Below are 14,464 nucleotides of genomic sequence, written 5' to 3'. Positions count from 1 at the left end.
GCATCGCCAGCGCACTGGAGCTGCATCGTGACGGAGAGCCCTGTGCAGCAGACTCGGATGCATGACCAGGACCGTCGACAGCAAGGCCGGTCACCTCGACCGGCCGCACCAGCAACGAGCTGGACCCGCCCAACTCTAGGCCAGTACACGAAGGACTGGGCCGGGTTCAACGAGTTCTCCTGAGCTTTCCCTGTTCGGCCCTATCGCGCTACGAAATCCGCTTCGGCAGCGCCGGTAGGCTCGGTGCATGGCGTACTGATCGTTCGTCATATCAGCAGACCAGCACGCCGAAAGGGAACAGATGACCGAGGATCAGGTCCAATCGGTCGAGCGCACGCTCGTCCTCCTCAAGCCCGACGCCGTGGCCCGCGGCCTGGCGGGGCGGATCACCCAGCGATTCGAGGACGCCGCCCTGAAGATCGTCGGGACCAAGATGAGGTGGATGGACGCGGAGTTCACCCGACGCCACTACTTCGACCTGGAGGAGCGTCTCGGATCCGAGGTCTACAACGTCACCGCCACGTTCATGCAGCAGGGCCCGGTGATCGCCCTGGTACTGGAGGGCTACGACGCCATCGCGACGGTCCGCAAGATGGTCGGCAGCACCTACCCGAACCAGGCACCGGCAGGCACGATCCGGGGCGACTTCTCGCACTACAGCTCGGGCGCCAGCCTCACCACCGGCAAGGCGGTCGCCAACCTCGTCCACGCCTCCGGCAACAAGGAGGAGGCCGACCAGGAAGTCGAACTGTGGTTCTCCAAGGAGGAGCTGTTCGACTACCGCACGCTCGCGGAGATCTTCACGTACTAGCCCGGCCCCGGCGTCACTGCGGTGACGCCAGCGCGTTGACCACCAAGGCACAACCGTCGCAATAAGAGAGGGCACCAATGACCAACCAGTCGCGCCTTGCCTCCCCCGAGGAACTGGAGTCCGCCTTCCAGCTGGAACTGGCGACCGACAAGTGGGCCGCCGCTGAGACCTCCTACGCTCTGGCCCTGCTTCTGCGGGACTCCGGAGACTCGGACAGGTCCCGGGAGTGGGTCGCCAAGTGCCTGGAGCTCCTGGACGGTCTGCCGACCGACTCCCTGAGCGATGTCGCCCCCCGTCGCCACACCGTGGGCGGCATCCCGCTGCCGAACTACCTTCACGAGGGCGTCGTGCGAGACCGCTTCAACGTGATCGCCTGACGCTTCCGGGACCGGGCGGTGCAGCTCGACTGCACCGCCCGTAGCACCTGGGGAAGAGACAACTTCAGATCTTCGCCGCAACCGGCCGGGGGGCTGCTCGCCCTGGCCCGGCGGGATTCGCCTTGCCCAAAACCGAGAGGACCAGACCGTTGGCTGTTGAGATCGAGCTGCGGGCCCGCTTTGATCGGGACGAACATGACCAGCTCGTCGCCCGTCTGACACAGGCCGCCGAGGACCTCGGCCAGGACGACAAGCGCATCTACTTCTACGTGTTGCCCGACCAGCTCCTGAAGGTCACCGAGAACAAGGCCGCCGGCACTGCCAAGATCACGCTGAAGGAGAGCCGGATCGGCCAGGGCTCCGCCTTCCCCGAGACCGAGTTCCCCATCGCTCAGGGGGACGTCCAGGCGGCAGTGCGGATCTTCAACGCCCTGGGCTTCGAGAGCGCGATGCACGAGGCATTCAACTTCCGGCGCAACTTCCGCTTCCTGGGCGTCGAGATCGCCGTGAAGTGGAGCGAGGCGTGGGGGTACCACGCCGAGTTCGAGGTGTTGCTCGGCGACGACGCGTCCGAGGAGGCGAAGGCCGAGGCGGTGGACCGCATCCACTCCGTGGCCACCGGTCTGGGCGTGAGGCTGATGACCGAGCAGGAGCTCGTCGAGTTCACCACAGCCTTCGAGGCCGCCGAGGCGGAACGAAAGGCTGCTCGCACGACCGCACACGAGATCCGCTAGGAGCCCCGCACCGTCCAAACCACCGAAGGGGTGGGCGCACATGAGCACGACCCCTGCACCTGCGAGCCTGGTCGATCTCGCTGCCCTACGGCAGCTACCGCGTCACCAGTACACCGACTCCGAGACCGTGGCGTGGATCAGGGCCAACCGCCCAGCCTTCCCGTCGGCATGGCCACCGTCACTCCGTGCAACCTCACGGACCTTGATCCAGCGGGCGGCCATCCCCAAGGAGTGGCTCGCCGAGCCCAAGCTGGCCGAGTCCATCCACGGCCTGCGCCACAGCCTGCGGACAGCGGCACTGACGGCCCTGCTGGCGGACTGGCACGGCCTGGACGAGAACGCCGCCGCAACCGCCGTCGTAGCGGCAGCGCTCCACGACTCCCAGCGCCTGCACGACAAGGACGACAGCGGGCACGGATCCCGCGCGGCCCTGTGGCTCGCAGCCAACGCCGACCGAGTCTGGGAGCACTTCGGGCTCAGCGCCACCCCGCGCCGCGTCATCCAGGCCGCCACCGCCATCCGGCTTCACGACGTGCCCTACGAGGCATTCAGCGTCGACGACCACGCCGACTACGCCAGAGCGTCACGCATCTGCGACCTGGTGAAGGTCGCCGACGCGCTCGACCGCTACCGCCTGCCGAAGCTCAGCTGGTGGCCGGACGCCCGACACGTCCGAGAGCCAGCCTTCGACCAGCTGCGGGCCCTCGCCTACGACCTGGTGGTCATATCCGAGTCGGCCTACCTGGCCGGGGCCGACAGCTCCGCAGCGGTCGCCTACGCCATAGCCGAGAAGGGACTGGTGTAAGGCGGTGGACTTCCTCGACTCCTACCGCCTGTGGGCCGACGCCCACGCCTTCTTCGACTCCCCCGATCTGCTCTCCACCCACCCGCAATCGGCCGACTCGCTGCAGCAGCAGGCCACGGCATGGGAACAGCGCCTGGCCGAGACCACGCCCAACGGACACCTCCTGCGTCGCAACGCGCTCTTCGACTCACTCAGCCAGGGCGGCTCGCTTCACCTCCTGCACGTGACCCACGCGCTGGAGGAGATCAGCGAGCAGGGTGTTCTCTACCCCTCCGGCGGCTGCCTTGTCGGCAGCATCTACTGCGCACCGCTCACCACCACCGACCGGGGCTTCCGTCCGCACAACCTCGGCTCCTACGTCCTCAACCGGGAGGCGCCGGCCTTCCTGGAACGCATCGGGATGCCCAACCGGACCGCGACACCCCTGATCTTCGAGCTGCAGCTCCCCGCCCAGGCATACCGCGGCCTCGCGGGCGTGGACTACCTGCGCCTGGGCTCCATCCACCTGCAGATCTACGGACACCTGGAGTACCTGCTCAGTAAGGCCGAGCGGCACCAGTTACGCGAGACGGTCGTCAGCCGGGTCAAGAACTCGACCGCGTTCCTGGCCGCAGCCGCAGCCCTTGCCTACCAGAAGGCCACGGTCTCACCCCGGGCGTTCCTGCGACTGCTCGACGACACGATCCCGCGCCTGCCGATCCTCGGCTACCTCTACTTCGAGGCTCTCGCGGAGTACGTCATGCTCCACTCGACATCCGCGCGCACCCAACAGCTGGCTGAACTCGGTGAGTTCAACAACTGGCTCTACAAGGAGCTGCTGTTCGCCGTACCCGGCATGATCGGCAAGTTCGACCTGGCCAAGTTCCGGCTTCCCCCGGACGAGCTGACCGGCCTCCTCGCCCAGGTCGACCCGACCCTGGACGCGAGCCACGCCGCGCAATACCTGACGGAGCGCATCAGCTACCTGGTGGCAGCCCGCCTCTTCACCGCCGGCCAGGTGCCGGAGGCATGGAGCCACACTCGCTGGGAGTTCGACAGCCTGGCCACACAGCTGGGCCCGCTCCTCGGCCACCTGATCCACCGCGAACTGCGGACCTTCGGCCGCTACCCGGACTTCTACTTCTACTTCGACCAGTACAAGGCGCTCCAAGCCTGGAACTACTGGAACCACCTCGACATCATCGCGCCCTTCAACGGCACGATGCCCAAGGGCGAGATCGGCATCAACCCCGCCTACCCCAACCTCGACTACAAGGTGTGGCTGGCCGAGCCGGACGAGACCGGCAACCTCCACCCGACCCAGCTGCTCGACCTGACGGTCGCCCCGCGCCTGGTCGACATCAAGTACACGCTCATGCGCAACAACCAGTGGGCAGCCCCCGGCACCAGCGCCGCCTGAAACCCGGCCGCGCCCCTGCCACCCCCGTCGATCAACCCATCCCGCCTCCCGATCGTAGGAGAGCTCTGCCATGGCAAGCGACATTTCACGCATACCGTCCATCGACCTGCTCGGAGAGCAGATCGCCGAGATCCTCGCCGACTCATCCACCACCCACGGCCTCGGCCGGGTCCTACGCGCCGCCGCCAAGGAGATCGAACTCAGCCGCTTCCACCGCGCTAGCCAGCGCGCCTGGCCCAACGGCCTCGACGAGACCCCGACCAAAGTCCAGATCGGCGGCGGCAGCCACCAGCTCGACGGCTTCTTCAACATCGACCTCGTCCCGCCGGCCGACCTCCTCTGGGACGTCCGCGAAGGTATCCCGCTGCAGGAGGGCAGCGTCGAGCTGCTCTTCTCCGAGCACTTCCTGGAGCACATCGACTACCCCCGCTCCGCCAAGCACTACGCCCAGGAGGCCCACCGCGTCCTCGCCCCCGGCGGCCAACTGATCACGGGCGTGCCGGACGCAGCCTTCGTACTCCAGCAGTACCCCGCGCCGCCGGAACAGACCACTGAGATGGTCCACCGCTGGTACGCCAAGCGCGGCTGCCGCAACGACATCAACACCTACCTGGACCTCATCAACTACGTCTTCCGGGACCAGGACGACGATCCGACCTACAACGCTCACCACTGGGCCTACGACCACGAGAAGTTGGTCCAACTCTTCACCGAGGCCGGCTTTGCCTCCGTCGAGCCCTGGCAGTTCGACCCGACTCTGGCCAACCCGAAACGCAAGTGGGCCAGCGTCTACGTCACCGCCACCAAGTAGCGCCCATCCCGCACGAGCAACTGGTGGCAGGACCGCAGCCCTGCCACCAGCTCAGCCCACATCCCAGGAATCCGACCGTGTCCTCGACGCACCTCCTCGTCAGCCAGCTCACGTTGGCCGAAATACCCAGCGCCGTACCCTGGGCCAGGCGACACGCAGACGAGGTCCTTCGCCGCTGGCGCGTCCCGCCCGGCACCACAGAGACAGCCCTCCTCCTTGTCTCGGAATTGGCCGCCAACTCGGCACGCCACACGCAGAACCCCATCCCAGGGCCGCTCTCCTACAGCGCGCTGGCCAGCGTGGGCACCTTCGCGATTGGACTGAGACTGACGGGGCCCCGACTGATCCTGCAGGCGAGCGACCGCGACCCGCGCCCTCCGGTCATCAGGACCGCCGGAAGCGCAGCCGACGGATCAGGGCTCCGCCTCGTCAACACACTGAGCCATCAGTGGGGCCATTACCGACCTCGCGACGCAACCGGAAAGGTCATCTGGGCGGAACTGAGACTGGACGCGCCCACAGAGTCCTGGCCATCCGCCAGCGAACGAGACTCGCCAACAGATCCACGTATGCTCAGTCGGATACTGGCGGGACTGCACTGCCTTTGACCGGCCGCTGGTTCAACCTCGACAATCAGGTCGGACCGGCTCCCTCGACGCTGACGAGGCCACGGTATACGAGGAGCGAACTATCGCGATCCATTCAGTGGTGTTCGACGTCGGCGAGACGCTCATGGACGACACCACCTTCTGGGGCTCCTGGGCCGACTGGCTGGGCGTCCCCCGGCACACCCTCGCCGTGCTCGTCGGCGCGGTCACCGCTCTCGGCCAGGACAACGCCGAAGCCCTGCGGCTCATCCGGCCCGGCTTCGACCTCGTCGCCGAGCGCCAGGCCCGCGAGGACGCCGGCAAGGGCGAGTCCATGGGCGAAGCCGACCTCTACCCCGACGCCCGCCCTGGCCTCGCTGCCCTACGGGCCGCCGGCCTCTGGGTGGGCATCGCGGGCAACCAGACCGCGCGCACCGCCGAACTCCTCGCCGAACTCGACCTCCCCGTCGACGCCATCGCCACCTCCGGGCAGTGGAAGGTGGCGAAGCCGGACCCGGCGTTCTTCGCCCGCGTCGTCGACTGGGCGCCCGGCAACCCGGACGAGATCGTCTACGTCGGCGACCACCGCGACAACGACATCATCGCCGCCAAGGCAGGCGGCCTGCGCACAGCACATCTCCGCCGAGGCCCCTGGGGGTACCTCCAGGCTGACGACCCGGCCCTCAGAGCCAACGCCGACTGGCAGATCGACTCGATCACCGACCTGCCCCGATTGCTCTCGTAGACGGCGACCCCGCTGTGCGGCCCCGCTTGCCGCGATCGGTAGTGGCGGGGGACCACTCGCTCCTGTCCGGCTAGGAACGACGCCGGAGGGCCCCCGTATCCTCGTCGGCAGCCGCCTACTCCTCGGACATGGGCCAAATGCCACGTTCCTGATACAGGGAACGATGTAAAGTCTTTGATGCAGAGCAGCGCTGGGACGATCAGGAACGAGCACGCATGGCCGAGTCGGCAGAGGCATCCAGGAAGACGACGGCGCGGATCGTCTGGGACACCGCGGACAAGTACTTGCGCAACATCGTCGACGAGGAGGACTACGGCGACTACATCCTGCCGTTCACGGTACTCCGACGGCTAGAGTGCATGCTCGCCGACAACAAGGACGACGTCATCAAGTACGTCGACGCGTTCGCCGGTATGCCCCAGCACCTCATCGACATCGCGGTCAAGGATCGGTTCGGTCTGGGCTTCTATAACGTCTCGCCACTTGACCTGGCGACGATCGCGTCGGTCGACGACAACGTGGACAAGTCTCTCAAGAGCTACATCGATGGCTTCTCGAACAACATCGCCGACATCTGGGTCTCGTTCGACTTCAACCGGCGCGCAAAGGTGCTCGCCGACACCAACCGCCTGCACGCCGTCGTCAAGCATTTCTCCACGCTCGACCTAAGCCCCGGCAGCCTCAGCAACACCGGCATGGGTGACGTCTTCGAAGACGTCATGTACCGGGCCTTCAACAAGAAGGGCAAGGCGGCCGGAAACTTCTACACCCCGCGCGACGCCATCAAGCTCATGGTCGACATCCTGATCGCAAACGACGACGACACCCTCGCCGGGGAGAGCGCGGCACGCTCAATCTATGACCCGACGGCCGGCTCCGGCGGCATGCTACTCATCGGCCAGGAAGCGCTGCGGCGCATGAACGAGACGATCGACATCACTCTCTATGGGCAGGAGCTCATGCCGTCCGCGTTCGCCCTCGGCAAGGCAGACCTGCTCATTCAAGGCGGCCGCCCAGACGCGATCAAGCAGGGAAACACTCTCGTCGAGGACCTCTACGAGGGGCAGACATTCGACTACGTACTCTCAAATCCTCCATTCGGCACTGATCCCGAATCCACCGGCTGATCATTTCGGGGTTGCTCTCCTGCCCGTGGACGGTCGGCCGCTGGGGGCAACAGGTTGAGGGTGTGCGGTAGCCGCCGTGCGCGGGTCGCGGCCTGTCCGAGGGGTTGTGCGGGGTCGGGAGCGGTTGGTGGCGCTGTCGCCGGTGGCCGTCGGGCCGTCGCGGTGCGGGATCTTGTGGCGGTCAGGCCGCCGGGCGCGGCGGTGGGGAGTGGACGGCCTCGAACAGGGCGGTGAAGGCGTCGCGCCAGGGCCAGTGCTCGGGCAGATGCACCGTCAATTTGGTGCGCGCGGTGCGCGCGAGCCGGGCCGGGACGTGGACCAGGTGGGCGCGCAGGGTCGCTGTGGTGGCCTTGGCGTGGAAGACCGAGGTCAGCGCACCGGCGGCCCGCAGCAGGTTGTGCGACATCGCCCACAGGGTCAGCCACGCGGCGTTGGCCTGGAAGTTCCCGGACGGCAGGTGGGCCAGAGGCCCGGACTTCCCGTCCGCGATCACCTGCTCCACCACGGCGTGCTGCCGGTGGTGCAGTTCCGCCTGCAGCACCGCGAAGGAGCTGTCGGTGAAGACGGGGTGGTAACGCCAGGCGGTGAACAACTCGCCCTGACCCTGGGCCACTTCGGCGTTCAATCGGCGGACCCGGCGCACGATCAGCCGGGCGGTGACGTGCTCGGACTTCCTTCGGCCGGTGAAGGCGGTGTAGGGGATCTCGGCGACCTCGGCGTCGGAGACCATCTCGCCGGTGTCGGGGTCGACGAAGGCGTCCGGGTAGCGGATCGCCGTCCAGGACTCCTGCGGGATGCGGGAGATCGCGCCCGCGATGGAGGGGTTCATGCCGGTGGTCAGGGAGAATCGGGCGCCGGCCCGGCGGCAGGCGGCGACCACGTCGGCGGTGTAGAACTTGCTGTCCGCGCGGACCAGGCGGATCCCGGTGCCGCCGGTCTCCTTCGCTATGGCCAGGGCCTCGCTCACGAAGCTCTCGGCTCCGCGGACGTCGGCGGCCTTGCCGCGGCGCAGGCGGACCGCGCCGATCACGGGCCGGGCGATCGGGGTGGACAGGGTGGCCAGGATCGGGTGCAGGGTGCGCTGGCCCTTGAGGCGGCCGACCTGCGCGCCCTGCTTGGCGTGGCCGTACACGCGGCGGTGGGTGGGGTCGATGTCGATGAACATCAGTGTGTCGGCGCCGGGCAGCAGTGGGGTGCTGCGGGCCAGTCGGGCCAGGAAGTCGCGGTGAACGCGGTGGAGCTGGCGGTTGTGGCCGTGGGTGAAGGAGCGCAGGAAGGTGCCCAGGGTGGAGGGCGCGCGGACCGAGGTGAAGGCGCGGTCCATCGCGCCGTGCCGCAGCCGCGCCGCGTCGTCGATGCTGTCCGCGCCCGCGCACATCGCGCTGATCAGCGACATCACTTTGGCGGCCGGGTTGGCTCCGCCGCTGTTGTCGGCGCCCTCGATGCGGAGCGCGGACGCGGCCAGTTGCCGCAGGCCGGCCCGCTCGGCCAGCCGGACCAGCGACAGCAGCCCGGCATCGGCGATCAGGTTCGGCTCGTCGAAGACGGCGGAAACCGCTGTGGCGGCATGGCAGGATTGCATCTCGCGGATGTTCTCTCGTTCTGGCGACTTGGTTCTGTAGGAAGTCCCATCGTCCCAGGTCAGAGGGCATCCGCGTCGTTATGTCCAGGCCTCGGACAGGTCATTCATCGGTGGATTCGGGCTGATTGGTCTGCGGACGAGAAGTCGGTGCGCGACCAAGCGAAGACGCCGGGCTCTCGATTCAGCCGAGGCCTCCCGAGTACCGCCGACGGCCAGATGCTCTTCTTGGCCCACTGCGCCTCGAAGCTAACCCCTGCTTCCAGGAACGGCCAAGGCGGCCGCGCAGCTGTCGTCTCCAATGCTTCTCCTCTCTTCGCGGCCGACAAAGGCCCCAGTGCGATCCGTCAATGGTTGCTCCAAGAGGATCTCATCGACGCGATCGTCTCCCTGCCAGCTGACATGTTCTATGGCACCGGCATTGCGACCTACGTCTGGTTCCTGGATACGAACAAGGACCCCGAACGCCGTGGCAAGATTCAGCTGATCGACGGATCGGACCACTGGACTCTGCTGCGCAGGCCCATCGGCGAGAAGCGCCGGGAGATGCTCCCGCAGCACCGGGAGATCTTGGTCAAGGCGTACGAGGCCTTCGAACACGCCGACCCCGCCATCTCACGCGTCCTGACGCCCGAAGACTTCATGTTCCAGGACGTCCCGGTATTCAAGCAGGCGCGGTTGGCAGCACGGTTCAGCGACGAGGCGATCGAAGCGCTCCGGGCCCGTGGCGACTTCACCGACACCCACGTCGAGGTACTTCGGTCGCTCGACGGCAAGGCTTGGAACGAGATGCCTAAGAACTTTCCGCAAGCCGCGAAAGCGGCAGGCCTGAAGGCTCCGCTGGGCCTGATCGACGCCGTCATGGACGCGATGGCCGTGCCCGATGAGTCAGCGCCCCCGGCGGTCGACCGCAAGGGGAGGCCGGTGGTCGCCGATGGGTGGAAGATCACTGAGCGCGTCCCGATGACCGAAGATGTCACAGAGCACATGGAGCGCGAGGTGCTGCCGTTCGTCCCAGACGCCCGCTGGGACGCTGCCAAGGCCAAGCAGGGCAACGAGATCCCGTTCAAGCGGGCCTTCTACGTGCCGAAGGAGCCGCGTGCTCTCGCGGAGATTGACGCGAACGTTGCCCAGCTCATGGGCGAACTCGCCGCCATGTTTGCCGTGGTGCACGAGTCATGAAGCCAGCAGTGGGTTGGAAGTCAGTTCCGTTCTGGACCCTCTATCAGCGCGACAAGAAGACGGGCTTCCCCAGCGAGGAGCTTCTTTCGGTATATCGCGACTATGGGGTCATCAAGAAGTCAGATCGCAATGACAACTGGAACCGCGCTGGCGAGGACATGTCGGCGTACCAGCTCGTCGAACCTGGTGATTTGGTTCTGAACAAGATGAAGACGTGGCAGGGGTCGCTGGGCGTTTCTTCGCTCCGAGGGATCGTCTCCCCCGCATATTTTGTCTACAAGCCGCAAACGAATGACGATCCGCGTTTTCTCCATTACGCGCTGCGCTCGATTCGCTACGTCGGCTTCTACGCCAGCATCTCGAAGGGCATCCGCCCCAACCAGTGGGACCTGCAGCCCGAGATGCTCGATTCCATGCGCGTCTTCCTGCCGGACATTGACACCCAGCGCGAGATCGCAGTCAGCCTCGAGAAGGTCGACAGCATGATCGCGACGCTTGACGAGCTTTCCGAAGCTCTTCAGCAGAGAACTACGGACACGGCGGCAGTATTTGGGTTGACCGACGACTACTCCAGCCACGTCGAAGACGCGCGCTCCCCGCTGGATGGGGTTCCGGAGCACTGGGGGCGCACGAAGTTCGGCTATGACTTCTTTGAGAGCACTGAGAGGAACGCCGACGACCCGGCTGGCCCGTTGCTCTCGATCTCGGAGTACCGCGGCGTCGAGCTAAACACCCGCACCGACGGACAGCAGGCTGCGTCGGACGTGTCGAACTACCGAGTGGTTCGACCGAACCAACTGGCTGCCAACATGATGTGGCTCAACCATGGTGGGCTAGGGGTCTCGTCGCTGACGGGCTACATCAGCCCTGACTACAAGGCATTCTGGATCTCTCCGCGCTTCTATCCCCGCTACGTCCATCACTTGCTTCGCAGCCCTCGCTACGTCGACTACTTCGAAACGATCGGCACAGGTGTCCGCCCGAACGCTCAGCGGGTCACGAAGACGGCGCTCGACATGACGCCAATTCCGCTACCCCCTCTTGAGGAACAGAAGCGGATCGGAGATCACCTTGACGAAGTGACGGCGAGCATCAAGCGCATGCTGGACAAGGTCACAACGCTCCGCAGGCTCCTGATCGAACGGCGAGGAGCGCTGATCACCAACATCCTGACCGACCAAGGGGTAAAAGCATGAGCCACGCGCACACGCTGGAGCGCGAGTTCGAGGAGAACCTCTGCGCCGAGCTGGCTGAGCGCGGCTGGCTGTACGAGGACGACGGGAAGCCGAGCGGCTGGGACGTCGGGCTCGCAATGGTCCCGGCCGACGCGCTGCAATGGCTGGCTACTCAGTACCCGGATGAGTACGAGAAGGCCGTCCCGGGCGACCTGGTCGGCGAGCAGAGGGCAGGCGCTGAGCGGAGGCTCCTCGAGCACATCACCAAGGAGCTCGCCAAGGCGACGCGGATGGACCCGACTACCGGGCACCCGGTCGGCGGGCTGCTCGGCGTGCTCCGCAAGGGCTTCTCCTATGCTCAAATCGGCCGTCCCGCCGCGAAGTTCGGCGCGATGATGGAGTTTCCGCCGTCGAACCCGAACCTGACCGAGGTGGTCGCGGCGGCCGACTCGGTCCGGCTGCGGATCCTGCGCCAGGTGCGCTTCGATACGAAGACCAACGAGAGCATCGACGTCGTGCTCCTCGCCAACGGCCTACCGGTCGTAACGATGGAGCTCAAGACCGACAACACGCAGACCGTCAATCACGCGATCCGCCAGTACAAGGAGGACCGTAAGCCGGGAAGGAGCCGCCCTCTGCTCGCGTCAGGCCGCGCGCTGGTGCACTTCGCGGTCTCCAACGACCTCGTCTACATGACGACCAGGCTCCAGGGCGGGGACACTGTCTTCCTGCCCTTCAACCAGGGCGACCACGGGCACGAGGGCAACCCGCCGTCGGGCACCGGCTCGTCGACGAACTACCTGTGGCGCGAGATCCTCGCGCGCCCGACCTTCATGCGAATCCTCAAGGACTTCGCGCTCTTCGAGCCCGGCAAGTCCGGCAAGAAGGATGAGGACCGCCTCGTCTTCCCGCGTTTCCACCAGCTACGCGCCGTCGAGCGCGTCGTCGCCGACATCGAGGCGAACGGGACCGGCAAGCGCTACCTGATCTGGCACTCGGCTGGCTCGGGCAAGACCAAGACGATCGCGTGGCTCAGCCACCGCCTGATCCGCCACATGAGCGCCGGCTCGAGGTCCACGTTCGACTCGGTCATCGTCGTCACCGACCGCACGGTCCTCGACGAGAACATCCGCGACGACATGAATCTGGTGCAGTCGAGCAAGGGGCTCGTCATCGCCGTCGGCGAGAAGTCCGGCGCTAAGTCGCCGCAGCTGAAGAAGGCGCTGCTCGAGGGCGACCACATCATCACCTGCACCTTGCAGACCTTCCCCGAGGTCATGAAGCTCATTGAAGATACCCAGGAGCTGCGCGGCCGGCGCTGGGCCGTGGTCGCGGACGAGGCACACTCCTCGCAGTCGGGCTCCGCCTCGCGCCAGCTCAAGGAACTGCTCGCTGACGTCGAGCTGGATGCAGGAGAGGATGACATCAGCGCTGATGACCTCCTCATGGCCAAGGACTCGGCCATCGCCGCGTCGAGCAACATCACCTTCATCGCCCTGACCGCGACCCCGAAGGCGAAGACGCTGCGCCTGTTCGGCACCCAGCGCGAGGACCGCTGGGAGGCCTTCGACACGTACACGATGGCCCAGGCGATCGAAGAGGGCTTCATCCTCGACGTGCTGGCGAACTACTCGACCTACGACATGTTCCTCCGCGTGAAGAGCACGCTCGAGGGCGAGGAGTCCGAGAGCGAGATCCAGGTCAACACCGGCGAGGCGGTCTCGAGCATTGTCCGCTATGCGAGGCTCCACCCGACTGCGATCGCGCAGAAGGTGCGGGTCGTCGTCGAACACTTCCAGCGCAACGTCATCCACATGCTCGGCGGCCAGGCGCGCGCCATGGTCGTGACGAGCTCGCGCATGGAGGCGCTGAGCTGGTCCCGGAAGATGGACGCGTACATCGCCGAGAAGGGCTACGCGCTGCACACGCTGGCCGCGTTCTCGGGGTCGCTCACCGACGAGGATGGCGAGAGCGTCACTGAAGTGTCGGTAAACGGCGTGAGCGACGTCAGCAAGGCCTTCCGCGAGGAGGGTGTCTACCGCGTCCTCATCGTCGCGAACAAGTTCCAGACCGGCTTCGACGAGCCGCGCCTCATGGCGATGTATGTCGACAAGAAGCTTTCCGGCGTCGCCACCGTGCAGACGCTCTCCCGGCTGAACCGAATCTATCCCGGCAAGACCGCGCCGATGGTCGTCGACTTCCGTAACACCCCGGCGAGCGTCCAGGAGGACTTCAAGCTCTACTACTCCGACGCGCACGTCGATGGCGACGTCGATCCCAATGCGCTGATTACGTTGGGAGAGCGGCTCGACACAGCCGGACTCTACACGCACGAAGAGATGGACGCCGTCGCCGATGCCTTCCTCGAGGACGCCGGCGGCGAGGCGATCGCCAAGGCCCTATCTCCGATCAAAAACCGGTGGAGCGGCCAGTGGCGTCAGGCTGTGCTCTCGAAAGACAAGGCGAAGAAGGAATCCCTGGAGTCTTTCCGGGCCGATGTACTCGGGTACCGCAATGCCTGGCAGTTCCTCAGCCAGATCGTCGACTACCAGGACCCTGAGCTGCACCGTCGAGCGATCCTTGCGACGCTGCTGGCCCGCAACCTCCGCACCGACGGCACCGACTACGACGACAGCTTCCTGGAGGGCGTGCAGCTCTCCGGCGTCAAGCTCGTGCCCTCCGCCATCAGTGAGAATCACTCGCTGAGCGAGGGGAGCAGCGAAGGGATCAAGCTCCCGATCTTCGACGGCGAGCACATGGGCAGCGCCGCGCCGAAGCGCGGCCCACTTGACGAGGCCATAGACAAGGTCAACGAGATGTTCAAGGCAAAGGGCGTCGACGTCAGCCCCAAGAGCGTCTCCGGGTTCATCACGACCTTCTGGGGCTTCCTCGACTCGAATGAGGAGGCGGTGGCAATGGCGAAGAACAACACCGTCGCTCAGCTCAAGGCGTCAGAGGGCTTCAGCGGTGCCGTCGGGCTCGCGGTCCTGAAGACGGTGAACGAGTCGAAGGAGATCCAGTCGTACATGACCGACCCGGCGTTCATCGGGCAGATCGCCGACATCGCCGCGGACGCCCTCTACGCCCAGCACAGCTCCGACCCGGACGCGGGCTCTGAGGTAGAGGGGTAAG

At 66.1% G+C, this 14,464-nt stretch carries 13 protein-coding genes; 12 read left to right on the top strand and 1 reads right to left on the bottom strand.

Annotated elements, in window-relative coordinates; translation table 11 throughout:
- Positions 1–301: 301 nt before the first annotated feature.
- The 9 genes from ACXKR8_RS27815 (at position 302) to ACXKR8_RS27775 (ending at position 7,396) form a co-directional block, all read left to right on the top strand.
- Positions 302–811, top strand: a complete 510-nt coding sequence (locus ACXKR8_RS27815; RefSeq protein WP_458267309.1) for a nucleoside-diphosphate kinase — start codon at positions 302–304, stop codon at positions 809–811.
- Between the two features lie 77 nt (positions 812–888).
- Positions 889–1,188: a hypothetical protein gene (locus ACXKR8_RS27810; RefSeq protein WP_458267308.1), complete on the top strand. Its 300-nt coding sequence runs from the start codon at positions 889–891 to the stop codon at positions 1,186–1,188.
- A gap of 149 nt (positions 1,189–1,337) precedes the next feature.
- The gene (locus tag ACXKR8_RS27805) at positions 1,338–1,922 is read left to right on the top strand and encodes a hypothetical protein (RefSeq protein WP_458267307.1); all 585 of its coding nucleotides are present in this window, start codon (positions 1,338–1,340) and stop codon (positions 1,920–1,922) included.
- A 40-nt stretch (positions 1,923–1,962) separates the two neighbouring features.
- A complete protein-coding gene (locus ACXKR8_RS27800) occupies positions 1,963–2,727 on the top strand; it encodes a hypothetical protein (protein WP_458267306.1) in 765 nt (254 codons plus the stop codon).
- Between the two features lie 4 nt (positions 2,728–2,731).
- Positions 2,732–4,126, top strand: a complete 1,395-nt coding sequence (locus ACXKR8_RS27795) for a hypothetical protein (RefSeq protein ID WP_458267305.1) — start codon at positions 2,732–2,734, stop codon at positions 4,124–4,126.
- A gap of 70 nt (positions 4,127–4,196) precedes the next feature.
- Positions 4,197–4,937: a class I SAM-dependent methyltransferase gene (locus tag ACXKR8_RS27790; protein ID WP_458267304.1), complete on the top strand. Its 741-nt coding sequence runs from the start codon at positions 4,197–4,199 to the stop codon at positions 4,935–4,937.
- Positions 4,904–5,545 (top strand): ATP-binding protein, encoded by a 642-nt coding sequence (locus ACXKR8_RS27785; RefSeq protein WP_458267303.1) that lies wholly within the window; start codon positions 4,904–4,906, stop codon positions 5,543–5,545. The genes ACXKR8_RS27790 and ACXKR8_RS27785 overlap by 34 nt, the downstream gene beginning before the upstream one ends.
- Before the next feature lie 97 nt (positions 5,546–5,642).
- Complete coding sequence (locus tag ACXKR8_RS27780) at positions 5,643–6,269, top strand: HAD family hydrolase (protein ID WP_458267302.1); 627 nt, start codon at positions 5,643–5,645, stop codon at positions 6,267–6,269.
- 215 nt (positions 6,270–6,484) lie between these two features.
- The gene (locus ACXKR8_RS27775) at positions 6,485–7,396 is read left to right on the top strand and encodes a type I restriction-modification system subunit M (protein ID WP_458267301.1); all 912 of its coding nucleotides are present in this window, start codon (positions 6,485–6,487) and stop codon (positions 7,394–7,396) included.
- Between the two features lie 181 nt (positions 7,397–7,577).
- Here the strand turns inward: ACXKR8_RS27775 and ACXKR8_RS27770 are convergent, their stop codons facing one another.
- Positions 7,578–8,978, bottom strand: coding sequence for an IS1380 family transposase (locus ACXKR8_RS27770; RefSeq protein ID WP_458266600.1), 1,401 nt, complete (start codon positions 8,976–8,978; stop codon positions 7,578–7,580).
- Positions 8,979–9,125: 147 nt separating this feature from the next.
- Between ACXKR8_RS27770 and ACXKR8_RS27765 the strand changes: the two genes are divergently transcribed.
- From ACXKR8_RS27765 to ACXKR8_RS27755, 3 genes are read left to right on the top strand one after another with little or no spacing between them, the layout of a single operon-like run.
- Entirely contained in the window at positions 9,126–10,157 is a 1,032-nt protein-coding gene (locus tag ACXKR8_RS27765; RefSeq protein WP_458267300.1) for an HsdM family class I SAM-dependent methyltransferase, read from the top strand.
- Positions 10,154–11,353 carry a restriction endonuclease subunit S gene (locus tag ACXKR8_RS27760; protein WP_458267299.1) on the top strand — a complete coding sequence of 400 codons (1,200 nt, stop codon included), beginning with the start codon at positions 10,154–10,156 and terminating at the stop codon, positions 11,351–11,353. The genes ACXKR8_RS27765 and ACXKR8_RS27760 overlap by 4 nt, the downstream gene beginning before the upstream one ends.
- On the top strand, positions 11,350–14,463 hold the full coding sequence (locus tag ACXKR8_RS27755; RefSeq protein ID WP_458267298.1) for a type I restriction endonuclease subunit R: 3,114 nt from the start codon (positions 11,350–11,352) through the stop codon (positions 14,461–14,463). The genes ACXKR8_RS27760 and ACXKR8_RS27755 overlap by 4 nt, the downstream gene beginning before the upstream one ends.
- Position 14,464 lies beyond the last annotated feature (1 nt).

The organism is Streptacidiphilus sp. PAMC 29251 (genome assembly GCF_054208735.2).
The sequence above is the reverse complement of the archived record's forward strand: the minus strand, read 5'-3'. Positions and strand labels throughout refer to the sequence as shown.

Excerpts from the sequence above, each read along its gene's own strand:
- ACXKR8_RS27815 (WP_458267309.1), top strand. The coding sequence starts at position 302 with ATGACCGAGGATCAGGTCCAATCGGTCGAGCGCACGCTCGTCCTCCTC.
- ACXKR8_RS27810 (WP_458267308.1), top strand. The coding sequence starts at position 889 with ATGACCAACCAGTCGCGCCTTGCCTCCCCCGAGGAACTGGAGTCCGCC.
- ACXKR8_RS27800 (WP_458267306.1), top strand. The coding sequence starts at position 1,963 with ATGAGCACGACCCCTGCACCTGCGAGCCTGGTCGATCTCGCTGCCCTA.
- ACXKR8_RS27790 (WP_458267304.1), top strand. The coding sequence starts at position 4,197 with ATGGCAAGCGACATTTCACGCATACCGTCCATCGACCTGCTCGGAGAG.
- ACXKR8_RS27775 (WP_458267301.1), top strand. The coding sequence starts at position 6,485 with ATGGCCGAGTCGGCAGAGGCATCCAGGAAGACGACGGCGCGGATCGTC.
- ACXKR8_RS27770 (WP_458266600.1), bottom strand. The coding sequence starts at position 8,978 with ATGCAATCCTGCCATGCCGCCACAGCGGTTTCCGCCGTCTTCGACGAG.
- ACXKR8_RS27760 (WP_458267299.1), top strand. The coding sequence starts at position 10,154 with ATGAAGCCAGCAGTGGGTTGGAAGTCAGTTCCGTTCTGGACCCTCTAT.
- ACXKR8_RS27755 (WP_458267298.1), top strand. The coding sequence starts at position 11,350 with ATGAGCCACGCGCACACGCTGGAGCGCGAGTTCGAGGAGAACCTCTGC.